This window comes from Cytobacillus citreus, assembly GCF_018343665.1.
GTDB classification, from domain to species: domain Bacteria; phylum Bacillota; class Bacilli; order Bacillales; family Cytobacillaceae; genus Cytobacillus; species Cytobacillus citreus.
Genome location: NZ_JAGYPM010000003.1, coordinates 656016 through 680509 on the forward strand (window position 1 = coordinate 656016; position 24494 = coordinate 680509).

The 24494-nt window shown below is 35.9% G+C and carries 22 protein-coding genes and 1 other annotated feature; of the genes, 5 read left to right on the top strand and 17 right to left on the bottom strand.

What is annotated here, in order from left to right:
- Nucleotides 1-10: 10 nt before the first annotated feature.
- The 3 genes from KHA94_RS14885 to KHA94_RS14895 are packed head-to-tail and all read right to left on the bottom strand — an operon-like array spanning nt 11 to nt 3906.
- Complete coding sequence (locus KHA94_RS14885) at nt 11-1672, bottom strand: GspE/PulE family protein (protein WP_213102906.1); 1662 nt, start codon at nt 1670-1672, stop codon at nt 11-13.
- A gap of 24 nt (nt 1673-1696) precedes the next feature.
- Nucleotides 1697-3049, bottom strand: a complete 1353-nt coding sequence (locus KHA94_RS26535) for a VanW family protein (RefSeq protein ID WP_213102907.1) — start codon at nt 3047-3049, stop codon at nt 1697-1699.
- Between the two features lie 29 nt (nt 3050-3078).
- Complete coding sequence (locus KHA94_RS14895; RefSeq protein WP_213102908.1) at nt 3079-3906, bottom strand: hypothetical protein; 828 nt, start codon at nt 3904-3906, stop codon at nt 3079-3081.
- A 207-nt stretch (nt 3907-4113) separates the two neighbouring features.
- On the opposite strand from KHA94_RS14895, the gene KHA94_RS14900 reads away from it, so the two are divergent.
- From KHA94_RS14900 to KHA94_RS14910, 3 genes are read left to right on the top strand one after another with little or no spacing between them, the layout of a single operon-like run.
- Nucleotides 4114-4542 carry a prepilin-type N-terminal cleavage/methylation domain-containing protein gene (locus KHA94_RS14900; RefSeq protein ID WP_213102909.1) on the top strand — a complete coding sequence of 143 codons (429 nt, stop codon included), beginning with the start codon at nt 4114-4116 and terminating at the stop codon, nt 4540-4542.
- 13 nt (nt 4543-4555) lie between these two features.
- On the top strand, nt 4556-4990 hold the full coding sequence (locus KHA94_RS14905) for a prepilin-type N-terminal cleavage/methylation domain-containing protein (RefSeq protein ID WP_213102910.1): 435 nt from the start codon (nt 4556-4558) through the stop codon (nt 4988-4990).
- Between the two features lies 1 nt (nt 4991).
- Nucleotides 4992-6254, top strand: coding sequence for a type II secretion system GspH family protein (locus KHA94_RS14910; RefSeq protein ID WP_213102911.1), 1263 nt, complete (start codon nt 4992-4994; stop codon nt 6252-6254).
- Nucleotides 6255-7025: 771 nt separating this feature from the next.
- Here the strand turns inward: KHA94_RS14910 and KHA94_RS14915 are convergent.
- The 3 genes from KHA94_RS14915 to KHA94_RS14925 all read right to left on the bottom strand — a co-directional run bounded on the left by KHA94_RS14915 (nt 7026) and on the right by KHA94_RS14925 (nt 11518).
- On the bottom strand, nt 7026-7247 hold the full coding sequence (locus tag KHA94_RS14915; RefSeq protein ID WP_213102912.1) for a hypothetical protein: 222 nt from the start codon (nt 7245-7247) through the stop codon (nt 7026-7028).
- Between the two features lie 81 nt (nt 7248-7328).
- Nucleotides 7329-8636 carry a bifunctional folylpolyglutamate synthase/dihydrofolate synthase gene (locus tag KHA94_RS14920; RefSeq protein ID WP_213102913.1) on the bottom strand — a complete coding sequence of 436 codons (1308 nt, stop codon included), beginning with the start codon at nt 8634-8636 and terminating at the stop codon, nt 7329-7331.
- Between the two features lie 236 nt (nt 8637-8872).
- Nucleotides 8873-11518, bottom strand: coding sequence for a valine--tRNA ligase (locus tag KHA94_RS14925; protein WP_213103264.1), 2646 nt, complete (start codon nt 11516-11518; stop codon nt 8873-8875).
- A gap of 41 nt (nt 11519-11559) precedes the next feature.
- Nucleotides 11560-11835: a binding site (T-box leader), on the bottom strand.
- A 234-nt stretch (nt 11836-12069) separates the two neighbouring features.
- Between KHA94_RS14925 and KHA94_RS14930 the strand changes: the two genes are divergently transcribed.
- Entirely contained in the window at nt 12070-12261 is a 192-nt protein-coding gene (locus KHA94_RS14930; RefSeq protein ID WP_213102914.1) for a hypothetical protein, read from the top strand.
- 15 nt (nt 12262-12276) lie between these two features.
- On the opposite strand, the gene ysxE is transcribed toward KHA94_RS14930, so the two are convergent.
- The 8 genes from ysxE to hemA all read right to left on the bottom strand — a co-directional run bounded on the left by ysxE (nt 12277) and on the right by hemA (nt 21378).
- Nucleotides 12277-13329, bottom strand: a complete 1053-nt coding sequence (ysxE, locus tag KHA94_RS14935) for a spore coat protein YsxE (RefSeq protein ID WP_213102915.1) — start codon at nt 13327-13329, stop codon at nt 12277-12279.
- A gap of 281 nt (nt 13330-13610) precedes the next feature.
- Nucleotides 13611-14882, bottom strand: a complete 1272-nt coding sequence (locus KHA94_RS14940) for a LysM peptidoglycan-binding domain-containing protein (RefSeq protein WP_213102916.1) — start codon at nt 14880-14882, stop codon at nt 13611-13613.
- A gap of 136 nt (nt 14883-15018) precedes the next feature.
- Nucleotides 15019-16308, bottom strand: a complete 1290-nt coding sequence (gene hemL / locus KHA94_RS14945) for a glutamate-1-semialdehyde 2,1-aminomutase (protein WP_213102917.1) — start codon at nt 16306-16308, stop codon at nt 15019-15021.
- 24 nt (nt 16309-16332) lie between these two features.
- Nucleotides 16333-17307 (bottom strand): porphobilinogen synthase, encoded by a 975-nt coding sequence (hemB, locus tag KHA94_RS14950; RefSeq protein ID WP_213102918.1) that lies wholly within the window; start codon nt 17305-17307, stop codon nt 16333-16335.
- An 18-nt stretch (nt 17308-17325) separates the two neighbouring features.
- Complete coding sequence (locus KHA94_RS14955) at nt 17326-18111, bottom strand: uroporphyrinogen-III synthase (RefSeq protein WP_213102919.1); 786 nt, start codon at nt 18109-18111, stop codon at nt 17326-17328.
- Entirely contained in the window at nt 18108-19043 is a 936-nt protein-coding gene (hemC, locus tag KHA94_RS14960; protein ID WP_213102920.1) for a hydroxymethylbilane synthase, read from the bottom strand. The genes KHA94_RS14955 and hemC overlap by 4 nt, the downstream gene beginning before the upstream one ends.
- Before the next feature lie 140 nt (nt 19044-19183).
- Nucleotides 19184-20017, bottom strand: coding sequence for a cytochrome c biogenesis protein (locus tag KHA94_RS14965; RefSeq protein ID WP_213102921.1), 834 nt, complete (start codon nt 20015-20017; stop codon nt 19184-19186).
- A gap of 14 nt (nt 20018-20031) precedes the next feature.
- Nucleotides 20032-21378 (bottom strand): glutamyl-tRNA reductase, encoded by a 1347-nt coding sequence (gene hemA, locus KHA94_RS14970; protein ID WP_213102922.1) that lies wholly within the window; start codon nt 21376-21378, stop codon nt 20032-20034.
- A gap of 238 nt (nt 21379-21616) precedes the next feature.
- Between hemA and KHA94_RS14975 the strand changes: the two genes are divergently transcribed.
- Nucleotides 21617-22102, top strand: coding sequence for a LiaI-LiaF-like domain-containing protein (locus tag KHA94_RS14975; RefSeq protein WP_213102923.1), 486 nt, complete (start codon nt 21617-21619; stop codon nt 22100-22102).
- Between the two features lie 38 nt (nt 22103-22140).
- On the opposite strand, the gene KHA94_RS14980 is transcribed toward KHA94_RS14975, so the two are convergent.
- The 3 genes from KHA94_RS14980 to KHA94_RS14990 all read right to left on the bottom strand — a co-directional run bounded on the left by KHA94_RS14980 (nt 22141) and on the right by KHA94_RS14990 (nt 24408).
- The gene (locus tag KHA94_RS14980; RefSeq protein ID WP_275950900.1) at nt 22141-22878 is read right to left on the bottom strand and encodes an amino acid ABC transporter ATP-binding protein; all 738 of its coding nucleotides are present in this window, start codon (nt 22876-22878) and stop codon (nt 22141-22143) included.
- 20 nt (nt 22879-22898) lie between these two features.
- Nucleotides 22899-23546 carry an amino acid ABC transporter permease gene (locus KHA94_RS14985; RefSeq protein WP_213102924.1) on the bottom strand — a complete coding sequence of 216 codons (648 nt, stop codon included), beginning with the start codon at nt 23544-23546 and terminating at the stop codon, nt 22899-22901.
- 73 nt (nt 23547-23619) lie between these two features.
- A complete protein-coding gene (locus KHA94_RS14990; protein ID WP_213102925.1) occupies nt 23620-24408 on the bottom strand; it encodes a transporter substrate-binding domain-containing protein in 789 nt (262 codons plus the stop codon).
- Nucleotides 24409-24494 lie beyond the last annotated feature (86 nt).

Consider the following 24494-nt stretch of genomic DNA (forward strand, 5'->3'; position numbering starts at 1 on the left):
ATTTGCACCCCTATTCGAGAGTTGCTACTCTCAATACTTCTTCCGTCGTTGTTAAACCTTGTTTTACTTTTAATAAGCCGTCGTCAACAAGAAAAATCGTTTTATGTTTTATAGCTAATTCTCTTAATCTTGCAATAGATTCTCCATTCATAATCGTACGTCTTATGTCATCATTAATCACAAGTACTTCATGTATAGCAATTCGTCCTTTATAGCCTGTCATACTACAAGAGGAACATCCCCGTCCACGAATTACTTTTTCTATATTCATACCTCTTCTTGCAAAAATTTCAATTTCCCGTTTAGATGGAACCTGCTCCTCTGCACAATCACGGCATACCCTTCTTACAAGCCGCTGTGCAACAATTCCGCTTAGTGATGAGGCCACTAGAAATGGCTCTACCCCCATATCCATTAATCTAGTAATCGTCCCAATCGAATCATTTGTATGCAAAGTACTAAGAACAAGATGTCCTGTTAACGAAGCACGAATCGCGACTTCAACTGTTTCCTTATCCCTAATTTCTCCAACCATAATAATATTCGGATCTTGGCGGAGATTGGAGCGAAGCCCTGTAGCGAAAGTCATGCCAATATTCGTGTTCACTTGAATTTGATTGATTCCTTCCAATTGGTACTCAACAGGGTCTTCAATTGTAATAATATTAACCTCTTCACTGTTCAATTTATTTAATGCAGCATATAAAGTAGAGGATTTTCCCGATCCAGTAGGACCTGTTAGGAGTACAATTCCAGTTGGCTTTTCAATTATTTCTATGAACCGTTTTAAATTTAATTTATTAAAGCCAAGTTTATTTATATCATTCAATGAACTGCCTAAATCAAGGATCCGCATAACTATTTTTTCACCAAAAACGGTCGGCAAAGTAGATACACGTAAATCTACTGGATGAAAATCGAGATTAACCTTTATTCTGCCATCCTGAGGAATACGGTGTTCTGTAATATCTAAATTGGCCATTATTTTTATTCTTGCCGTTAAAACACCCTGCATATGCTTTGGAAGAACTCGTTCAACTCTTAAAACTCCATCAATCCGATATCGAACAATTACCTTCGTTTCTTGATGGTCGATATGAATATCACTTGCTTTCATCGAAACTGCATTTGAAATTATTTGATTTACTAATCGTACAATAGGAGAGTCTTGATCAGTAATTTTTTCCTCTTGGTGACTTTCTGTTTTAGGATTATAACTTATTAATTCTTCAAAGCCCTCATCAATGTCATAATATTTATTAATTGCTCTTAAAATATCATCTTTAGTTGCAATCGCCGTCTCTATTTGGAATCCTGTAGATAAACGCAAATCATCGATAGAAAAGAAGTCCATCGGGTCTGCCATAGCGACAAAAAGCTTGTCCCCCTCTTTTTTTAGAGGAATTAAGAGCTGCCGTTTTGCTGTTTCCTTTGAAATAATACTAAATAGGTTTGTGTCAAATGGATACCGATATAAACTAATATGAGGAATCCCAAGCTGAAATTCAAGCACTTCAATAAGCTGTTGCTCTGTAATATATCCCCTTTGCAGTAAAGCATCACCGAGTCTTTGCCCTTCACTTTTTTCCTTTAATGTCGTTTGTAGCTGATCTTCAGTTAATAGACCAGCATCAATTAGTAGATCCCCAAGCCGTTTTCGGATTTGTTTCATACATCATCCCTGCTTTATTGGTGATTATTTCATTTGTTCCTTTGGTTTCCCCCAAAGCTCATTTGTATTTTCGATGGTTCCAGATGAATTATCGACTATTCCAGATGAATCATCAGTGTTTTCTGGAAATGAAGATTTTTCATCATCATTTTGACTCTCGATAGTGTAAACATTTTCTCCCGAAGGAGACTCTTCTTGTAATTCATTATTATTTTTTTCTTTGTTAATTAGCCCGTACACTTCTATACGATGATTGGGAGGATAATAATCCTCTGAGATTTCTTCTCTTCTTAAAAACGCACCTTTTTCATCATAAACTTCACGGAAAACTTTAATTATAAACCCCTCTTTTCCTTCAGTTTTAACTGTTTTTTCACTCGGGTTCAACAGTGGGCTATAATGCTTGATTGTTTTCGGTTTAAAGGTCTTTTCATCCTGTGTCGTAATAACATATTTATTCAAAAAGGTTGTCCCTTTTAGGGATAAAGTTAATGTATTCTCACTCCACAAAAAGTCAATTACATACCCATTGTCATTCGGATTAGCAAAAATCAAATCCATGCTTTTGTCGGCATCAACTTTTGCTTCAAATCCTAATTGTGCATATTCAGGCATTTCATTGCTAATATATCTTTCAATTATTTGAAAATTAGTTGGTAAAATTAATTGATAAATCGCCGTAGCTAATATATTGATAGCAGTAGGAGATTCCTTTTCCAATCCATTCTCTTCTAGTAATTTTAAAAGAGAAAACTGAGAATTTGGTTGAATTTTGATGGTTGAAAGCTTTTCTATTATCTGCCTCATGTCAGCATCTGAATCCTTGATTTCTATACTAGATTCCTTAATGACAACATTTTGATTTTTGTTTGCTCCAACTAAATAGTTTTCTAGACGAAACTCTAATTCCCCAGGCTCTAATAACTTGGCACTGTTTAATAAGTCGGACTGAAGCTTATCAGAGTCTATCATCTCACTATTTAATGATGAGAAAGAATCCAGGATATCATTCTCTACTGAATTATTTTCAAAATCAACAAGCAGCAAATTTTTCTGTCCATTATTCACAGACTTTACTGAATCAACAATGTTAAAACGAAAATGCGAATTATTTAGTAATATTTTTTTCTCTTTATATCCAATATGTACAATCATTTCATCTAACCAACGGGTCAGTTGTTCGTCAACTAATTGCATTGCTTCTGTTTCAGTTTTCCCTGCAACATTTACAATACCAACCGTCGTTCCTTCGGCAAAGCTGTTTGTATTATTCAAAATCGAATGAAATGCTGAGGCACCAAAATGTGAGAAGCCAAAGATAAAAAAAGTGCATAGAAAAAGAATGATAAATAGTTTAACTCCTAGCTTATTTCTCACATGCGGACTCTCCTTTATTAGACTGCTTATTACTTTTGTACAAAGACTAACTCCTCTATTTCAATCTCATCGCTAAAAACATTTTCTTTTTCATCTATTTCCGATTCTTGATAAACTAAAGATACCTCTATTTCTGACAATTCTTCCATTTCTATCTTATTACAATGTGAATCTATTTCAATATTATCGATATAATTCAAATCATTTTTTTTCATTAACTTTTCAATTTCTGACATATAGCCGATTTCAAAATCATTCCCTTCTTTTTCATGCTTTTCCTCCACTAAATTATCATTATTCAGGAGATTCGAACGATTATTCAAGAAAGAAATGTCTTCATCTATAGCAAACGAATCAGCAAACTCATTTGATAGATTCGGATTTATGGCTATTTTCTCTAGTGACGTAAACTGTGCCGTATCGGATTCTTCTGTTTTGTCTTCTAAGTTTAAAAGAACTCCTTCTTCCTCTGAGTAGTTATCTGCAGGTGATTGTATAATTTCATCAGCTTGTATGTTTATTTGGTTTAAGGGGGATGCTTCCATTTGTACATTATGTAAATTTTCATCATCTTGGGAGTTTGACGTCTTTTCTATTAAAAATGCACTATCTTGTAATGCAGTACCCCTCTTATATCTTGAATTTAAAATAATGGATGCTAAAAGTATCAGCAAAAGAAGAATTTGTACTGTATTCCATAAGTGAAATAAAGTACTGACAATTAGTCCTACATTTGCAATTAGAAAAGCCATTCCAACTAAAACCCATTTCCTCTTAAACGATATTCCGATCGGCAGAAAAGCTACAATCGGTATAAGAATTAGTAAGGAAGCTATTGAGAAAATAAATACTACCACTTCATCACCCCAATAAAAATTATAAACCTAAATTAATATAAAATAAGTTAAGAAATTGTTACAACTTTCCAAAAAGTACGTAAAAAGACCTAAAAATAACTTAAATTGTTTGATAGATATTGTATAATAACAATAAGCATTTTGAAAGAAAATGATTAATATCCTAGTGCTTTGTAATCAATATTAAAACGCGAGGGCAGATGCTCTATGAAATTAATAACATTTAATCAAAAAGGGATTACACTCCTTGAAGTATTATTATCGATTCTCATCTTATCTATCATTCTAGTCACTATAATGAAGTTCTTCCCTCAAATGGGACTAATGAATCAAAAAAACGTTGACAAGACTGAGGCAATAAATATAGCAAAAGAAGAATTAATTGCTTGGCAAAAAAATAAAGAAATCAATTCTCTTTTGAAATTAAATTCAGTTGAGTTGCCAAGCAATATTACGGAAGATGCCGATTACTATTATTCGGAAAAGAGGAAAAAAAAATTTAATATTCATATAAAAATTAATAAAAAATCTGATTTAATAACAGGACCAATAAAAGCCAATCAAATTCATATTCAACTCCTTAATGATAACAATTCTGTAGTTACTGAGATTTATGGTTATATAATCGTGGAATGAAGGGGAAGAAATCGTGAAGCAAAATGAAAATGGAATTACACTTATCGAAGTCCTAATAACATTGGGTATTCTCTCCTTTATAGGTATCATCATTTGGAATAGTTTTTTTCAAGGCTTTCAATTTTCTCAAAAATCGATCATAAAAAATCAAATTCAGCAAGAAACGAATATTATTTTAAGCACATTAACAAAGGTTCATCAAACTGCAAATTTATATACAATTAAATCCGAAGGACCATCAGACTGTAAAAGTATTGCCATTTCAACTTCACTAGAATCATTCATTTTTGATAATAGTAAATTATGCTATAACACTGACTTTAATGGTACTGTTACACCTAATACTGAAAATGAAAAAAAAATAGTGGTTACTGTTTCTGACAAAAATGATCCTGGGAATTATATTACGATAGAGCCACGACTATATCGGTTAAAGAATGGTGATTAGAATGGAAGAAATAAAGAAATTACTAGTTAATAAACGAGGTTATGCCCTATTAACTGTATTACTCACCATAACAATTTTTATGATAATTAGTTTATCCTTTATGGGGCAATCCGCTAACAGTATGAAACAAAATAAAGAGGTGGAAAAAAAATCTCAATCTGTTGCCCTATCAGAAATGGGAATATTGTATTTTGAAAGTGCAATTAAAAATGCCTATTATTCAAACTATAACATCGTATTGCAGGAAATTAAAAATGAACGAGAAAATCATATAAAAAATAAGGAGCTAAAGGATAATCAATATTATATTCAAAAGGCAAGAGATAAAATGAAAGAAATAATAAAAATAAAAATTATAACGGAATTGGAGAATAAACCGCCTGTTCCTTTTGAAATAGATTATCAAGTAGATCCAGATGGCTCAAAAAGTAATGAGATTAGTATAGTTTTTATAAGTACGGGTAATGAAAGTGGTAAAAAAACAAAAATTAAAGCTTCCATGACAATCGATTTTACCGATTTTCTAACCATGGAAGACAAAGATAGTGGTAATCCCGGAGAATCGGAAAGTCTTCTTAGCGGCAACGAGATACTTGATCCTGGAAATTTAACAGCTTGCAGAAATGAACAGACCGATTTTACTAACAGTAGATGTCAAATAAATGGAAGCGCTTCTTATCATAATAATCAAAAATTGGTTTTCGACAACTCTGTTTTCAGAGTTAATGGGACACTAAGCTTCCAAAATTTGAATAATAAGGATATGAATGATTCAATCATTTATGTTCTCGGAAGTATGACAACAGAAAATTTGAATAGTCTAAAACAATCAAAAATACATGTTAACGGAGCTGCAAATTTTGGTCACTTTAACGGAAGTGGGCTTACTGATTCAATCATTGAAGTTGCCGGAAGTGCAACATTTGATAATATGAAAATGGATAACTCAAAAATTTTTGTTGGATCCCCTGCTAGATTTAATCAAATAAATAATATGAATAATTCTATTATTTTTATTAATTCTTCCGCATCCATTCAAGGAATAAACCTTGAAAGTAATTCAACAGTTTGTGTAAATGGCAACCTAAGCATAAATAATATTAATGATAACAGCAAGGGAAGCAGTAAAATCTATGCGGAAAGCAGCAGCCATTCGAAGGTCATTACAAATCCGACCTCTTTTGAAAATGCTTGTAAAAGAAATTCTACGATAAAATGGGGCGATCCAACTATTTCTATCAAATATGATTACAATTATAATTAAAATTTGAAAAAATTTAAGAGGATTAACTTTCCATTTTTAGATCTTTTTTAAAATTATGTATAAGCTACTACATGTCATTTCTTAAAACGAAAACCCCTTAATCAAGGGGTTTTTGTCATTGTATAGGAAATTATAATTTTCGCTATCTGTTGATAACTTGAGATATAGTTTATCTACTTTCAGCTCCAGCTCCTACCTCCGACGTACAGGACGTACTAGTGTCGACAATGCGACAGGACAAGGAAAGCATCGTCAGCGATACATCGCACGACCAAAAGGGATCTTTTGGGAGGACGTCGCGTTTTTGTCGACCTCGAGGTGAGCACTAAGGAAAGCTTCTTTGAATATTCATCGCAGGAACAATTTGTTCTTTAATTGTTCCGAAGGCGCTTGCGTGAGATAAAGCTCTTCATTATCAATCGGTAATGATATAAATGTTGTGATTGTCTCCCAAACGAAGTCTATCCCAAAAACTTCTCTTTTTCCTTTGTATAAAATATAGTTAATTATCGCTATGAATAAATGATTAAAAAAATAAAAGAGAACGGGATAAATGGCATATAGCCATAGAGATAGCCCATCTTCGTAATAACTAGCACCGGTATACCCTACAATATAATAAAAGATCCCTCCGCTCAGTAAAGATACGAGAAAAAACATGATGGAGTTAAGAGGAATCCTATAACATTGTTCCTTTGATAGTCGTATTCTTATGAAGAGCACAGCTAACGTCAATTGAGCAATTACAAGCTCTATAAACAAACCAAAAGTTTAAAAAACGGCCAATGAAATCCATTGTAACAAAAAAATCGGGGCACCATTTATGAGCATCGGAGTTGCCGCTACAAAGAAGGCTAGACATAAAAATAATAAAATGTCTACTAAATCAACAGAGATTTGAGGAGGATACATTCGATATGTTAGCCATAAGCCAACTGGAAAAACTAATAGCCATAAAGCCCAAATTAATTTTTTCTTACTAGTGCTAACCATATATACCTCTCCTCTCCAATGAAATTTCTAGGTCATTAGCACCATTAACATCTTATCAAATTTTCTATTTATTGTCACATATCATTTTTCTGAATATTTAGATATAAAAGGTTTAATTTCAGATAAAAAGTATAGTGATCCAGTTACGATTAGCATTTCATCAGCCTTTATGTTACGAATGTTTTCTTCAAGTGTAATTGCCCAATTTTTATTAAAATGCTTATTTTTATTCGTACTCAGATCAAATAGATTCTCAGCTCGTGCTGCTCTCGGGTAATTAAATTCAACAAAAGTTATTTTATCGGCTATGGCATCTAATTTCTTGATCATATTATCTAATTTTTTGTCAGATAGAGCTGTAAAAATAATGTTCTTATTTTTATCAGGATAGCGTTTTTCAAGTTCACTGACTAATGACGCCGTTCCTTCCTCATTATGTGCTCCGTCCATGATGATTAAAGGATTCTTTGACACGACTTCAAATCTGCCTGGCCAATATGCCTTTTTAAGACCTAAATATACATGCTCGTCCTCTATTAAAAATGAATAGTACTTGTTTAAAATCTCAATAGCCATAACTGCTATTGATGCGTTTTCAGTTTGATGCTTTCCGAACATCGAAATTTCAAGATTCTCCCATTGCCTAAAAGGGGTTTGTTGCGTAAATCCCTCACCCGTTTTTGTTGATATATGCTCATTAATCAAGAATTGGCTGCCGAGTGTATAGATAGTCGCTTTCTTTTCACTTGCTTTATTTTTAATGACCTGAAGAGCATCCTCTTGATTAACTCCTGTAATGATGCTAACACCTGGCTTTATGATCCCGGCTTTTTCATAAGCAATGTCAGTATGGGTTTCTCCTAGGATGCCTGTATGGTCTAGGCCAATGCTTGTAATGATAGAAAGTATCGGTAATATAATATTAGTTGAATCAAATCTGCCGCCAAGTCCCACTTCAAAAAGGGCAATATCAACAGGATTGACGTGCCCAAAATATTGGAGAGCCATTGCCGTTATAATTTCAAATTCGGTCGGACCTCCGAATTCGCTTTCTTCCAATTCTAAAGAAAGTGGATAGATATCGTTAGCTAATCGAACAATCTCCTCGTTGCTAATGGGCATTCCATTAAAGGATATTCTTTCATTAAACTGTTCAAAATATGGGGATGTGAATGTCCCAACTACGTACCCAGCCTCTTGAAGAATCGAGTGGAGATATGTAACTGTTGAGCCCTTCCCATTTGTACCGCCAATATGAATGGATTTAATCCTTCTTTCTGGATGATCTAGCTTTTCCATCATCCATTCCATCCTTTTTAGTCCTGGTTTTACTCCGAGCCTTAACCTTGAATGAATCCATGAAATAGCCTCTTCATATGTAGTAAACACAATAACTGCCCCCTATCGAAAAAACATGTATATGTGATTTTTTTACTTTTAATACTGAGGAAAGCTAATATAATGTCGGTATTATCGTCATTTCGCTCAGTCTTCAATTATATCAGTCACCTTTTTACAAAATATCGGTCAGTTTACTCCATTTATCCGCTACTAATAATAATTCTTTAAAGCATGAGGAAGACGAATCCATAGAACTGGATTCGTCTTCTAACTTTTTAAAGAACTTATTCGCCTTTTAATTCTTTAATTCGTGCTTCAACAGCGGCTCTTTTCTCGGTGTAATCTTTTTCTTTTTCCTTCTCTTCCTCGATCACTTTTTCAGGAGCTTTCTTAATAAAGCCTTCATTACTCAGCTTCTTTTGAACCCTTTCAACTTCATTATTAAGCTTTTCCCATTCCTTCTGCAGACGGGCAACCTCTTCTTCTATATTGATCAGCCCTTCTAGTGGAAGGATAATCTCCACACCTGTAACAATAGATGTCATTGCTTTTTCAGGTGTTTCTGGATCCATTGCAACCGTTAATTCTTCTGGGTTACAGAAGCGTTCAATAAACTTAAGATTTTTCTCTAATGTTGATAATACATCCTGATCTTTTGCTTTCAAGATCATCTTTATTTTCTTGCTCATCGGAGTGTTTACTTCTGCTCGGCTATTACGTACAGAGCGAATGATTTCAACTAAGAGCTTCATCTCATTGGCAGCTTGCAGATCAGTGAATTCTGCTTGTGCTTTCGGCCATTCGGCAATTGTAATCGACTCGCCAGAATGAGGAAGGTTTTGCCAAATTTCCTCCGTAATAAATGGCATGAATGGATGCAATAAGCGCATCGTATTATCTAATACATAAGCCAGAATAGAACGAGTTGTTTTCTTAGCTGCTTCGTCGTCCCCATATAACGGAAGCTTGGCCATTTCGATATACCAGTCACAGAAATCATCCCAGATAAAGTTATAAAGTACACGGCCAACTTCTCCGAATTCGTAACGGTCAGATAATCTCGTAACTGTTTCAATGGTTTCATTTAAGCGAGTTAAGATCCATTTATCTGCAACTGATTTTTCACCAGTCAAGTCGATTTCTTCGAATGTTAATCCATCCATATTCATTAATGCGAAACGAGAAGCATTCCAAATTTTGTTCGCAAAGTTCCATGTTGCCTCAACTTTGTCGATGCTAAAACGCAAGTCATGCCCTGGTGAGCTTCCTGTTGATAGGAAGTAGCGGAGTGCGTCTGCACCGTACTTATCGATTACATCCATTGGATCAACACCATTGCCAAGGGATTTACTCATCTTCCTGCCCTCAGCATCACGTACAAGACCGTGAATTAATACATCTTTAAATGGTCTTTGATCCGTAAATTCTAATCCTTGGAAAATCATTCGAGATACCCAGAAGAAAATGATATCATATCCTGTTACGAGGCAATCTGTTGGGTAATATCGTTTATAGTCCCCAGATTCAGTATCAGGCCAGCCCATTGTTGAAAACGGCCATAACGCAGAACTAAACCATGTATCAAGAACATCTTTGTCCTGTTCCCAGTTCTCGATATCTTCTGGTGCTTCATGAGCCACATATACTTCTCCAGTCTCTTTATGATACCAAGCTGGAATACGATGTCCCCACCAAAGCTGACGTGAAATACACCAGTCACGAATATTTTCCATCCAACGCATGTAAGTATTTTCAAATCTTTCAGGAACAAAGTTTACTTTTTCTTCTTTTGATTGGAGCTCAATCGCTTTATCAGCAAGCGGCTGCATTTTAACGAACCATTGTGTAGAAAGATACGGCTCTACTACTGCTCCGCTTCTCTCAGAATGTCCAACTGAATGCATATGCTCTTCAATTTTGAATAATACACCTTGATCCTGTAGATCCTTAACGATTTGCTTTCGACATTCGAAGCGATCTAACCCAGTGTATTTACCAGCTTTATCATTCATTGTACCGTCTTCGTTCATGACAAGAACACGTTCAAGATTATGACGATTACCAATTTCAAAGTCATTCGGATCATGAGCCGGCGTAATTTTTACCGCACCTGAACCGAATTCCATATCAACATAATCATCGCCTACAATTGGAATCTCGCGGCCTACAATTGGAAGTGTAACTGTCTTTCCAATTAAGTGCTTATAACGGTCATCTTCTGGATGAACAGCTACAGCAGTATCTCCTAGCATTGTTTCTGGGCGAGTTGTTGCAATTTCAATATGCCCAGAGCCGTCTGTAAGCGGATATTTCATATGATAAAACGCACCCTGTACATCTTTATGAATAACCTCAATATCAGAAAGAGCTGTCTTCGTAGACGGATCCCAGTTAATAATATATTCACCCCGGTAAATTAGCCCCTTATGGTATAGAGAAACAAATACTTCACGAACCGCCTTTGATAATCCTTCATCAAGCGTAAAGCGCTCACGACTATAGTCAAGACCAAGTCCAAGCTTAGACCATTGCTGGCGAATATGACTTGCATATTCCTCTTTCCACTTCCAAGTTTCCTCAACAAACTTCTCACGGCCTAAATCATAGCGCGACTTTCCTTCACTGCGAAGTTTTTCCTCTACTTTTGCTTGGGTAGCAATTCCAGCATGGTCCATTCCTGGCAGCCATAGTACATCATAGCCTTGCATCCGTTTCATACGCGTTAAAATATCCTGTAGGGTTGTATCCCATGCATGACCAAGATGAAGCCTTCCAGTAACATTCGGCGGCGGAATAACGATTGTATAAGGATGTTTATTTTGATCATCCTTCACCTCAAAAAACTTACCATTTAGCCACCATTCATAGCGTCCCTGTTCAATTGATTGTGGATCATACTTTGTAGGCATTGTTATTTCCTTCGTTTCCATCACATATCATCCCCTTTACAAATAAAAAACTCCATTCGCCATAAAAGGACGAATGGAGTATGCTTCGCGGTACCACCTTTTTTTCAAACAGAAAGATGAGCGGTAGCTAGACTGTTGTCTAACTCTAAAACCGACATCCCTGTTTGACTCTTAAATTGATAACGGATTTCCCGTCCTTCACTACACGATTTTGCAATCTTTCGCGAAAGAAGCTCAAGGGCGACCTTCCAACGGTTCTACTTAGAAAACCTTTCAGCTAATGGTTTTCCTCTCTAAAAGCAAATAGCCATTGTACTCTTCCCTATCTTTGCTGTTTATTTTTATTATCAATATATTACCTATAAAATAGGATTGTCGTCAATCATTATTCCTATTTTATTTTTATTTTATACAACGATAATTAGCAGTGTTCCATATTTTATTTAATTTTATTAAAAGAGCTATCAGTAAACTTACAATGTAATTTGGATTATATAACGTATGGTAGGCACTAATAAAGGATGTCCTACATAGAATAATTTGAGAAAAATTTCGAAAGGGGGCATGTTCCAATGAGAAGAAAGTATAATCCTTATGGTTTGCCACCGTGGCTAAGAACAATTAGGGGGGCCTGCTCGCAATTTATTATTCCATTTTGCTGTTTTCAAGGAATAAGAGTGATCATTTTTCCAACAACATTTGATGTTTTGTTTCTTGCCATTCTGATATTAATTGCGGTAGCCCTTCGTTTTGAATGGCTATAAAAGCCCAAAATCCTATTAATTTTGGGCTTCTTCTTGTGGTTGCGCAGCCGTTTTTGCTTCCGCTTTTTGCCGCTCAATTTCTTCCATTCTCATCAAAACGTATTCAGTATTTTTAAGGAGCCAAAATTGCTTCTGAAAATGTAACGTCGATTTCCTTTCTCCATTCCCATAGCGGTTTTTAAAATACCTTTCTGCAGAACGCATAACAGCTCCTGGATGAGCAAAATAGCTTTGAAATAGAAGGAATTCATCCTCTTTAAACGGGGAATATTTTAGATACGTATAGATCCATTCTATACATTCTTCTGATTTTTTTGGATAGGTTTTCAATGTTCGTGAAAGGAATGGTAATATATCATGAATCGGCGAGCCTTTTTTGGCTCGTTCAAAATTTGAGAAATAACCATAACCCTTTTCATCATATAAAAAGTGTTCAGTTGAGACTTTTCCGTGAACAGTTACAGTACGTGCCTTATCACTGTCCTTCGTCTTCTCATACCAATCTTTTAATTTTCTTATCGAAAAATTTAATGCCTGATAGATATCATGATAAGAAAGTACATACGATAATTCAAAGGGAGACATATATTCCCTTTGCTCACAGGTCTCCAAAAATCCTTCTAAAAATTCCAGTTCCTTTTCCCATTCCTGCAATGTTTTTTCATAATGCTCCGTTCTCTCTTCTTTATTGATTGTTATTTCCTTTGAAGATAATGAATGGAGTCTGGCTAACTCACGAAAGAGCTGATGGTGGCGCTCGTATCGGTTCTCTTTTTCTTCATTTCCTAGCCATGGCATGAGGTAATACATTTCATTTTCATGCAAAACAGCATATCGGCCATCAACAGATGGGAAAATCGGCACTATACGGTTATAGCCTTTTTGATATAAATCTTGAACATGCCGAATAAAATCAGCGCCCTGCTTTGGGTTGATTTTTTTCAAGGCAAATACACCTTTATTTGTATAAATTTTTTGTACTAGGCCATATTCTTCAACAAAATGTGGTTCAAGGGCATATTGTTTTAAGATCGGATATGCCCTAGTTAATCGATTCTTTTCATACATAAGAATCACTCACTTTCATAGAAAAGCGGAAGCACCTTGGTCAGGCTAGACATTTCAAAAAGCAGAAACAAAATGGCTGGACAGGTTAATGTTTCCCTGCCCAGCCTGTTTTTATCGCAGATTAACGAGCAGTAAGACCCCCACTACAAGGTTGCGAGAGAATCAAAGAAACCTAAGTCTAAGTGGGGGATGAACGCAGACTAAAGACACGACGTCCTGTCGTAACGTCTGCACTAGCACATCCTGTGCTTCGGAACCCCCACACTGATGGAAGTTTCACTTTATCTTTTTTGATAGGCTACTACGGTAACTGGAATATAGAGAACTTGCCCTTCATATATATCTTGATTTATTTCTATATGGTTTACACTAAGTAGTCTTTGAACAGTAATATCGTATCTTTCGGCAATTGTATCGACTGTATCTCCATTCTGAACGATACATACTTTTAACTTTGCAACATTATCTTCAGTCTTCCGCGCAAAAAACTCCGTTAATGTCATGCTTTTCTTTTTGGAAATCTTTTTCTTTTTTTTCGGAGCTGCTTCTTCTTTTCCCGCTGCTGGCTTTTGTTCCTCTAGTTCAAAAATTTCGTCTTCTAGCCATTCTCCATCTTGTTCAGCTGTATCCTCTAATACCTCCACTTCCTGTTCAAGACTTTCCTCAATTTCTGTCATTTTATAAATTTCTTCCGCAGTTGGTGGTGATTCTTCATTTCTTTGAGCAGAGAAGGAAAATTCTGGCGTTACTCTAACTTTTTCTTCTTCTACTTTTACCTCTTCTATTATCTCTTCTAGTATCTCTTCTTCTTCTCGCATCTCATCCAATTTCTCTACTTTTATCTCTTCATTTACTCGCATTTCATCTAAGATCTCTACTTTTATCTCGCTTATTTCTCTTTTCTCTTTCTCGACTAATTCTGGTTGCTTTCTTGCCTCAGCTTCAAATGGAATATAAATCTCTTCTTTTTCTTCTAATTCTTCTTTTGCTACAGGCTTTTCCTCTTCTATTGTTTCTTTAGAAGGTCTTTCTACAGTTCCTAGATCTATTTCTGATACTGCAGCAGAAGATCGATTTATCGTCTCGAATTCTTCTTCCTTTGCAAATGACGGAGAACGCTGCTGATCACCATAAAGGCCAGAAATAGTTAAATTGGCTGTTAATTTCATGCAGCTTCGCTCAGGAAATACATAATCAAATGATTCAACAATAACATCAATATCTTGAATGTTTTCGATCCTATTATTCGGAATTGTTATATCCACTGGGAAGTAATGTGTAAATTCGCAAACTCCCTCTTCTCTTTCTTCAACGTATTGAATAAATTTGGGGGCTTTAAATGTTTCCTCATTTTCAATTGCCCCTGTGTCATACCGGTTATACTCTCCTGACAGCTCGAGAGCACCTTGGATCGTTACATATTGATCATTTTCCTGTATGAGAATATCTGGGTCTAGGGAAATCGTAATTAAATCATCTACTTCCTGTCCTTTTTGAAACCATACGGACTCTTCTAAAGAAAATCGTAAACACGATTGGTTTCCTTGAGACAAAGCGACTCCTCCTTTCGTAACCTTCACGTTAAATCACTATGTCATTTACACTTTATGAGAAGGATTATTTTTTTATGATTGAAAAAGCAAGCACGCCATAAAAAAACACCCATCTAAAAAGATGAGTGTTCGAGTTTTATCCTTTAAGCTTTGAAAAAGCAATATCTACTGCTTGTAGTGTTTTTTCAATATCCTCATCACTATGAGCAGTTGATAGGAATAGGCCTTCAAATTGAGAAGGTGGAAGGAATACACCTTGATTTGCCATTTCACGATAATAAGCAGCAAAATAATCTAAGTTTGACGTCTTAGCTTTTTCAAAATTAATAACATCTTCATTTGTGAAGAAGAATCCAATCATAGACCCAGCACGATTAAATGTAAGAGGAATATCATATTTTTTGGCAGCTGCAGTTATACCTGCCTCTAGCATATCTCCTTTACGCTGGAATTCCTTATATGAATCTGGTGATAGCTGACTTAATGTTTCATATCCTGCAGTCATCGCCAGCGGATTCCCTGATAATGTTCCTGCCTGGTAAATCGGCCCGCTTGGAGCAATTTGTTCCATAATTTCCGCTTTACCGCCGTATGCTCCAACTGGAAGTCCACCGCCTATTACTTTTCCTAAACAAGTAAGGTCCGGTGTGACATTGAAATACCCTTGTGCACAATGATATCCAACACGGAAGCCTGTCATTACTTCATCAAAAATTAACAGAGCTCCATATTGAGTTGTAATCTCTCTCAAACCTTCTAAGAAACCTGGCTGTGGTGGGACAACGCCCATGTTACCAGCAACCGGCTCTGCAATAATACATGCAATATCTTCCCCAAAGTGCTCAAAGGCATATCTAACACTTTCAAGATCATTATATGGTACTGTAATCGTATTTTTCGCTACGCTCTCAGGCACTCCTGGGCTATCAGGAAGTCCTAGAGTTGCAACACCTGATCCTGCCTTAATAAGCAGAGAATCGCCATGACCGTGATAACAGCCTTCAAATTTCAAAATTTTATTCCTTCCAGTGTAACCGCGAGCAAGTCGTAATGCACTCATCGTTGCTTCTGTTCCAGATGACACCATACGAACGATTTCAATGGATGGGACTCTTTCTTTTACAAGTTTAGCCAGCTCATTCTCTGTTACAGTTGGAGCGCCGAAGCTTGTCCCCATTTCAGCAACCTTCTTAATGGCTTCCACAACACGATCATTGGAATGTCCCAAGATTAATGGGCCCCATGATAAAACATAGTCAATATATTCATTTCCATCAATATCGTAAATTTTCGAGCCTTTTCCTCTTTCCATAAAAATTGGATTCATCTTTACCGATTTAAATGCTCGAACTGGTGAGTTCACTCCTCCAGGCATTAAAGTTCCAGCTTCTTTAAAAGCTTGAATAGATTTTTCATAAGAGCGCATCTTTATCCCTCTTTTCTTTTTATTTTACTTTTTTATCCATCTAGCAGCATCTTTCGCATGATATGTAATGATTAAGTCACAGCCTGCTCGTTTCATTCCAGTCAACATTTCCATTACAATTCTTTCTTCATCGATCCAACCGTTCTCTGCAGCTGCTTTTACCATAGAATATTCTCCACTCACATTATAAATAACAAGCGGCAGATTTATATTATTTTTCACATCGCGAACGATATCAAGATAAGGCATTCCAGGCTTAACAATGATAAAGTCTGCACCTTCTATTAAATCAGACTCTGCTTCCCGTAATGCTTCCATTCGATTTGCAGGATCCATTTGATAAGCTTTTCTGTCCCCAAATTGTGGAGTACTATCAGCAGCATCCCGGAATGGACCATAGAAGGCTGAAGAATATTTCACCGCATAGGACATGATCGGTACATTTTCAAAGCCCGCCTGATCAAGTCCTGCACGAATGGCGGCAACGAATCCATCCATCATATTAGAAGGAGCAATAATATCTGCACCTGCTTTTGCTTGGCTAACAGCAGTCTGTACCAATAATTCAAGGGAAGGATCATTTAACACCTGTCCATTTTCGATTAAACCACAATGGCCATGATTTGTGTATTCACAGAGACAAGTATCAGCAATGACAATAATTCCAGGATACTTGTCTTTAATAAGGCGCGTAGCTTCCTGAACAATTCCATGGTCATGATAGGCTTGTTGTCCACATTCATCCTTTTCAATTGGAATTCCGAAAAGAAGCACAGATTTAATGCCTAATGAAACTACTTCATCCATTTCCTCTTCAAGATGATCCAATGATAGATTAAAGATTCCAGGCATAGAGGATATTTCTTTTTTAATATTATGGCCCTCAGCTACAAAAATTGGATAGATGAAATCATCCGTGCTTAATTGATTTTCACGGACTAATGCTCTCATGTTCTCACTTTGACGAAGTCTTCTATGACGCGTAAATTGGATATTCATATTGGATTCACTCCTTGATTATTTATCTTCCATATTTAAATACTCAATAATGCTTTTTATCATATGATCGACCGTATAAATTCGTGGTTCACAATGAATTTTTAACCCATACGATTCAATTCTTGCTTTTGTTACTGGGCCAATACAGCTAATAATACATTCATCAAGCTTTTGCACTAGATTATTTTCCCTAACAATCTTCATGAAATGATCAACTGTTGATGGACTTGTAAATGGCAAAATATCCAGTTTATTAGCTGAAATTCCTTCAATTAATTGCTCTCTGCTTTCCTCAGGAAAAAAAGTCTCATAAATGATTATTTCATCCACAAAAGCGCCTTTTTCCGTTAAAGCAGTACAAATATAATCACGTGCTAGGCTCCCTTTAGGGATAAAAATCTTTATTCCTGGTTCAATAAGTGACAAAAACTCTTCAACAAAGCCTTCAGCAACATATTCCTTTGGAATAAAATCTACTTTAAAACCTGCTTGCGTTAAGCAGCTTGCCGTCTTACTGCCAATCGCTGCAATTCTCGGCAGCTTGCTTTTTCGAATATGATCACTAAACGCAAGGAATGTTTCTACAGTCACATCACTCGTAAAAATAATCCAATCATACAAATGCACCTGGTTTAATTTCTCAACAATTTCCTTTGTTTCCTTTACAGGTTTAAAGGCGATGAGTGGGATTTCGACTGGAATTCCGCCATAGCTATTTACAAGATCAGAAAAGGATTTTGCCTGTTCCTTCCCTCTCGGAACTAATACTGTTTTTCCTTGTAGAGGGAGGGTAGAAGCGGTCATTCTCCATCAAGCTCCTTTTTTACTTGATCAATTAATTTTTTTGCACCTTGCTGAATTAACAAACTAGCTGCTTCTTTTCCAAGCTCTTCAGGATTGCTTCCTTTTACTTGTTCTGAATAAATAATTTTGCCATCAGGAGATCCGACTAAGCATGTTAAAACAATTTCATCTTGCTTATTAATCTCTGCAAATCCGGCAATAGGTACTTGGCAGCCTCCTTCCATTTCATGGAGGAATGACCGTTCAGCCCTTACAGTAGCATCTGTTTGTTTACATGAGAATTTATTTAATAATTCAAGAAGTTCTTCGTCATTTCCACGACACTCGATTGATAGTGCACCTTGACCAATTGCAGGTAAGCAAATATCTGGATCTAAAAACTCTGTTACGACATCTGTGGCCCAGCCTAACCTTTTTAAACCAGCAGCAGCTAAAATGATCGCATCATATTCATCGGTTTCTAATTTCGCTAGCCTCGTATCAATATTTCCTCTAATCCATTTAATCTCTAAGTCTGGACGGCGTGCTAATATTTGAGCAGCTCTTCGTAAGCTGCTTGTTCCAATAACAGATCCAGGCTTAAGCTCTGAAAAACGAATATGCCCTTTAGAAATGAGTGCATCTCTATAGTCTTCTCTTTCAGGAATACAGCCGATTACCAGTCCTTCTGGAAGAACAGCCGGCATGTCCTTCATACTATGAATAGCCATATCAATTTCTTTATCAAGCATTGCCTGTTCGATTTCCTTTACAAACAATCCCTTTCCACCAACCTTAGATAGCGTAACATCCAATATCTGATCACCTTTTGTCACGATTTCCTTTACCTCGAAATCAAAGGTAGGATCTATAGCTTTTAATTGATCAATAACCCAATTTGTTTGTGTTAATGCAAGTTTACTTCTGCGCGAACCAACAATAATTTTTCTCATGATAGCCTCCTAATTTTTCACGTAAGCCACGAATTTGGGCAACAGTGACAGATATCATAAATCAACAATCAGTGGGATTCATCTCCCATTCTTCAACAATCAAATTCAACTTTTCTAACTCTTAATATAAAATTTCTACTTTAAGAATACCAAAAGTGGAAAGATGATAGTTTTCCAAAAAGAAAGAAATTAATTAAGACAATTAGAAAGGATGCAATATTCCATAAAGCTAATTGTTTACCTGCTAAACCTTTTCCTACTTTTAAATAGAGGAAAATGCCGTAAACAGCAAGAACAACGAAAGAGCCTAAAACCTTTGAATCGTACCAAATCATATTTGGTACCTTTAAATAAGCCCATTGTGTACCAAGGATTAAGCTAATGATTAGCATAGGTACACCTATTACATTTAGAACATAGGACATATTTTCCAGCTTAGATAGATCGGAAAGACGCAATAGGCGAGTTCCCCATTTTTTCCTTTTTAATAAGTCATACTGGATTAAATATAATACTGAAAATACAAATGATAGAGAAAAAGCCCCGTAAGACAGAATGGCTACTGTAATATGTATGAGCAGCAGTTCTGAAATGAGCTTTTCTGCCATAACATGGGATTCATACTGGATAGGTGCGAAAGTATGGATCGCCATAATAATAAAGCCAAGCACATTTGTAAAAAAGACAATAAAATCTACTCGAAGGACACGGTTTATCACTAATGATAAAGTAATAAGCACCCATGCATAAAAATATAACCCTTCAAATATAGTAAGTACAGGAAATCTCCCCGTTTTTACCATATAAAGAACAAGAAACATTGTTTGTAAAACCCATACAAATGCAAGTAACCAGAAGGCAATTCGGTTTGCCTTCCGGTTAGACGTTAGAAAATCAATAAAATATAATAGGACACTTAAGGCATACAGAACAACGGTAACTTCGTGCAGTCGTGTCAAATAGATGTCAAACATAGTCAGAACTCCTCTTATGGTTGAAGGGAAGCCTGTGACATTTGAGCGGCAATTTGCTGTGATTCAGCAGCTACAGTGTTCTTTCGCTCAGAAACAAGTTCTTCTATATTAAAGATTTTTATAAATAATTCTAATGCCTCATCAGCATCTTTTCCTCCGGCCATTTCTTTAGCCTGTAAAATGGGATCCTTTAACAGCTGATTAATAATACTTTTTGTGTGCTTATTAAGCACTTTTTTATCACGTTCCGTTAAATTGGGAAGTTTTCTTTCTATACTTGTCATCGTTTCAGTCTGAATGGCAAGTGCTTTTTCACGTAAAGCAGATATTACTGGAACGACACCAAGCATATTCAACCATTGTTTAAAATCAACAATTTCCTTTTCAATCATAAGCTCAATCACTTCTGCAGCCTTTTTGCGTTCCTGCAAGTTTGCTTCAACAATACCTTCTAAATCATCAATATCATATAGGAAAACACTATCTAAATCCGCGAGCATCGGATCTAAATCCCGCGGTACAGCGATGTCTACCATGAATAGCGGCTTTCCTTTTCTCATTTTTTCAACATTAACCATCATATCTTTAGTAACAACAAATTCTTTAGCTCCTGTTGAACTAATAAGAATGTCAGCCTCGATAAGAGAGCATTGTAGCTCTTGAAGAGTCTTTGCCTTACCTGCATAACGCTCTGCTAAATCATGTGCTTTTTCAAAAGTACGATTAATGACGGTTACTTTGCTAGCACCATTCGCATGAAGATTTTGAATAGCAAGCTCTCCCATTTTTCCAGCACCCAAAATAAGAACATGTTTATTCTCTAAGGAACCAAATATCTTTTTGGCTAACTCTACTGCTGCATAACTTACAGAAACAGCATTAGCACCTATTTCAGTTTCTGAATGGGCTCTTTTAGCTAGGGTAATGGCTTGCTTAAATAAATGATTGAAAACGGTTCCAGTTGTTTGTTCATCCTGTGCTTGCAGAAAGCTTGAACGAACTTGTCCTAAAATTTGGGTTTCACCAAGTATCATGGAATTTAACCCACAAACAACATTAAATAAATGATCAATTGCCCCATCTTGCTCATAAATAAACAAATAAGGGGAAAATTCATCTTTTTCTATTTGAAACCACTCTGACAAAAATTCTTTTATATAGTAACGGCCTGTATGAAGCTGATCAACAACCGCATAAATTTCAGTCCGATTACATGTAGACAGAATAACATTCTCTAAAATGCTTTTTTTATTCTTTAATGTATTTAAAGCATCTGTTAGTTGAGAAGGGTTAAACGTCAAGCGCTCTCGAATTTCAACAGGGGCTGTTTTATAATTTAGACCGACAACCAATATATGCATTTAAAATTGATACCCCCCCAAATTAATTGCACAATCCTAATATAATTGTAACATTTTTATCTTTCTATTTTATGAGAAAATGTGAACAGAAATCGAACTCATATGATAAAATATTCATTGTGTTCAATTGCTATAAGTTTTGAATCACTTTTTTATTTTCGACAAAATACTCCCTTATGTACAGTACCAAAAATAACTAATAGATTCAAGTGAACCTTATTGGAAGCGGTGTGTAAATATGAAAAATCAGCGAATTTTTGCAGGAATTATCCTTATTGGCTTTGGAGCATATTTCTTTCTTCAACAGTCAAATATTACTGTTTTGCAGCCTTATTTCACTTGGCCAAGCCTTTTAATCATTATTGGTATTGCCTTTTTATTTCAAGGCTATGGCGCAAAGGATTATCATGCCATTCTTCCTGGGGTCATCTTAACCGGCTTTGGTTTGCATTTTCATATCGTTAATCGACTGGAAATATGGCCTGATCATATAGGTATCTTTATTTTAATCATCGCTCTTGCCTTTTTACTTCAGTATCAAAAGACAAGAACAGGATTATTTCAAGGCATTCTTTTTTTGATTCTTGCATCCTTACTATTGTTTTACGATCGTATCGCGATCTGGTTAGGCTTATTAGAAAACGGCGTTTCAAACCCTTGGAAGTTTTGGCCTGCAATATTCATACTTGCTGGAGCCTATTTTCTCTTTATTAAAAAGAAATAGAAATGACAGGGATTATTATCTTTCCCTGTCTTTTCTATTCATAATACTGAATCTAAAAAGTTTTTCGTTCGCTTCTCTTTTGGATTAGAGAATAATTCCTTTGGATGTCCCACCTCAACAATACGCCCTTCATGCATATAGACCGCCCAATCAGCTACCTCTCTAGCGAAGCCCATTTCATGAGTAACGACAATCATAGTCATCCCTTCCTCAGCTAGCTCCTTCATTGTAGCTAATACCTCTCCTACAAGTTCGGGATCTAATGCAGAGGTTGGCTCATCAAACAGCATAATTTCTGGCTTCATTGCAAGTGCTCTTGCGATGGCTACTCGCTGTTTCTGTCCCCCTGAAAGCTTTGAAGGGTACACATTTTCTTTATCTGATAGACCTACTTTTTTCAATAATGCTTTTGCTTCTATTATTGCTTTCTCTTTTGAAATCTTTTTAACATATATAGGAGCCTCTATTACATTTTCAATAACCGTTTTATGCGGAAATAAATTAAAATGCTGAAATACCATACCTACCCTAGCCCTAACCTTATTAAGGTCATGCGTTTCTTTTTCAATCTGTTCTCCTCCGATTATGACAAGCCCGCTGTCTTTAAACTCTAAATAGTTCAAACAGCGAAGAAGCGTGCTTTTCCCTGAACCACTTGCACCAATTAGACATACCACTTCGCTATCCTTCACTGTCATATCTATATCCTTTAAAACGTGTAGGTTTCCAAATGATTTATTCAGCTTTTCTACTTTTATCATAATGAAATCACTCATATTGATTAAATCCCCTTTCCTTAATCACTGCTGGCCATTCTTTTTTCGATCATTCTAACGATAATGGAAAAGAAAAAGACTAATACTAAATAGTAAACAGCTACAATAAGTAAGTAGCTCATATAGTCAAATTCCACAGATCCATATGTAGTCGCTACGTTAAATAGCTCATACATACCAATAAAGGAGGCAAGCGAGGAATCCTTTAATGCGATAATAAACTGGTTGCCTAGTGGCGGCAGCGCTCTTCGAATCGCTTGTGGCAGAATAATTCTACTCATAGCTAATCCCATTGTCATACCTAGAGAACGGCCAGCCTCCAGCTGTCCATTATCAATGGACTGAATGGCACCGCGGAAAATTTCAGCAATATATGCGCCATTGTGGAAGGCTAATCCAAGAACAACAGCCCAGAAATCTGGCATATTAATAGACGTTAAACCAAAATAGAATATGAAAATTTGTACAACTAATGGGGTTCCACGCACTAGAAAAATGTAAATATCTGCTATCCGTTCCAGCGCTTTCACTTTAGATATTTTTAAAAAGGCAAAAAAGAGGCCGATAAAGATAGCAATAAAAATTGATACAATCGATAATTGAAAAGTAAGCAGCATTCCTTTTAGAAATACGGGGTAAGTGTCAATAAACTTAGTAAATAAATCCATAGGCTTTCTCCTTTACAAAACAGCATTTTTAATAGATAGAGCGAATGTATTTCTCTACATTCGCTCCGCATGCTTATTCCTTTTCAGGATCTTTCGTAATATCCTCACCAATATACTTTTTACTGATTTCTGTTAATGTCCCATCTTCATGTAGTTTTTCAATCGCTTTATTTATTTTTTCTAGCAGTTCTTCATTTTCTTTTGCTACTGCAATGGCTTGTTCACTTTTTCCAAGTAGTTCTTTCCCGACTATTTGCATACCAGCACCAATTGCTTCCTTGCCAGTAATAAAATCAGTAATAACAGCATCATGCTTTCCCTTGCTCAATGCTTCAAGAGCTACAACATCGCTATCGTAGAACTTAATATTGTCTGTTACAGGCTGTGCAACTTCTGCATAAGTTGTTCCCTTGGCAACTGCAACTTCCAAGTCTTTTAAGTCATCAATCGTTTCGACTGTACTATCAGGACGCACATAGATCTGCGGCCCAGAATAATAATATGGAATAGAAAAATTTGCCGCCTTTAATCGTTCTTTCGTGATGGAATGACTTGCAACAGCCGCATCAAAACGTCCTGATTTTACTCCTTCAACGATTCCTCCGAACTTGAACTTTTTCTGAATAGGTTCAAGTCCAAGTTCCTTTGCTATAGCCTCTCCTACTTCAATATCGAAACCACTCATTGTTCCATCGTTATTTGTAACACTAAATGGTTTAAATTCACCCGAAGATGCGTATATAAACTTACCTTCCTCAACAAGATTCATGCCCGCTTTAGATGCTTCCTTTGATCCGCATGCAGCAAGAATAAGAATTGATATAACCAAAAACAATCCCTTTCCGAAATGTTTCACTAGCATAAATGCCCCCTTCTTTTTCTCTCAAGTATATGTCCTTATTACCATAACATATGATTAGAATCTTCCCAAAATTCATATTTTATGAT

Bases quoted from the DNA above. Each gene is read 5' to 3' on its own strand.
- KHA94_RS14885 (WP_213102906.1), bottom strand. From the start codon at position 1,672: ATGAAACAAATCCGAAAACGGCTTGGGGATCTACTAATTGATGCTGGT.
- KHA94_RS14900 (WP_213102909.1), top strand. From the start codon at position 4,114: ATGAAATTAATAACATTTAATCAAAAAGGGATTACACTCCTTGAAGTA.
- KHA94_RS14910 (WP_213102911.1), top strand. From the start codon at position 4,992: ATGGAAGAAATAAAGAAATTACTAGTTAATAAACGAGGTTATGCCCTA.
- KHA94_RS14915 (WP_213102912.1), bottom strand. From the start codon at position 7,247: ATGGTTAGCACTAGTAAGAAAAAATTAATTTGGGCTTTATGGCTATTA.
- KHA94_RS14925 (WP_213103264.1), bottom strand. From the start codon at position 11,518: ATGGAAACGAAGGAAATAACAATGCCTACAAAGTATGATCCACAATCA.
- KHA94_RS14930 (WP_213102914.1), top strand. From the start codon at position 12,070: ATGAGAAGAAAGTATAATCCTTATGGTTTGCCACCGTGGCTAAGAACA.
- ysxE (WP_213102915.1), bottom strand. From the start codon at position 13,329: ATGTATGAAAAGAATCGATTAACTAGGGCATATCCGATCTTAAAACAA.
- hemL (WP_213102917.1), bottom strand. From the start codon at position 16,308: ATGCGCTCTTATGAAAAATCTATTCAAGCTTTTAAAGAAGCTGGAACT.
- hemB (WP_213102918.1), bottom strand. From the start codon at position 17,307: ATGAATATCCAATTTACGCGTCATAGAAGACTTCGTCAAAGTGAGAAC.
- KHA94_RS14955 (WP_213102919.1), bottom strand. From the start codon at position 18,111: ATGACCGCTTCTACCCTCCCTCTACAAGGAAAAACAGTATTAGTTCCG.
- hemC (WP_213102920.1), bottom strand. From the start codon at position 19,043: ATGAGAAAAATTATTGTTGGTTCGCGCAGAAGTAAACTTGCATTAACA.
- KHA94_RS14965 (WP_213102921.1), bottom strand. From the start codon at position 20,017: ATGTTTGACATCTATTTGACACGACTGCACGAAGTTACCGTTGTTCTG.
- hemA (WP_213102922.1), bottom strand. From the start codon at position 21,378: ATGCATATATTGGTTGTCGGTCTAAATTATAAAACAGCCCCTGTTGAA.
- KHA94_RS14975 (WP_213102923.1), top strand. From the start codon at position 21,617: ATGAAAAATCAGCGAATTTTTGCAGGAATTATCCTTATTGGCTTTGGA.
- KHA94_RS14980 (WP_275950900.1), bottom strand. From the start codon at position 22,878: ATGAGTGATTTCATTATGATAAAAGTAGAAAAGCTGAATAAATCATTT.
- KHA94_RS14985 (WP_213102924.1), bottom strand. From the start codon at position 23,546: ATGGATTTATTTACTAAGTTTATTGACACTTACCCCGTATTTCTAAAA.
- KHA94_RS14990 (WP_213102925.1), bottom strand. From the start codon at position 24,408: ATGCTAGTGAAACATTTCGGAAAGGGATTGTTTTTGGTTATATCAATT.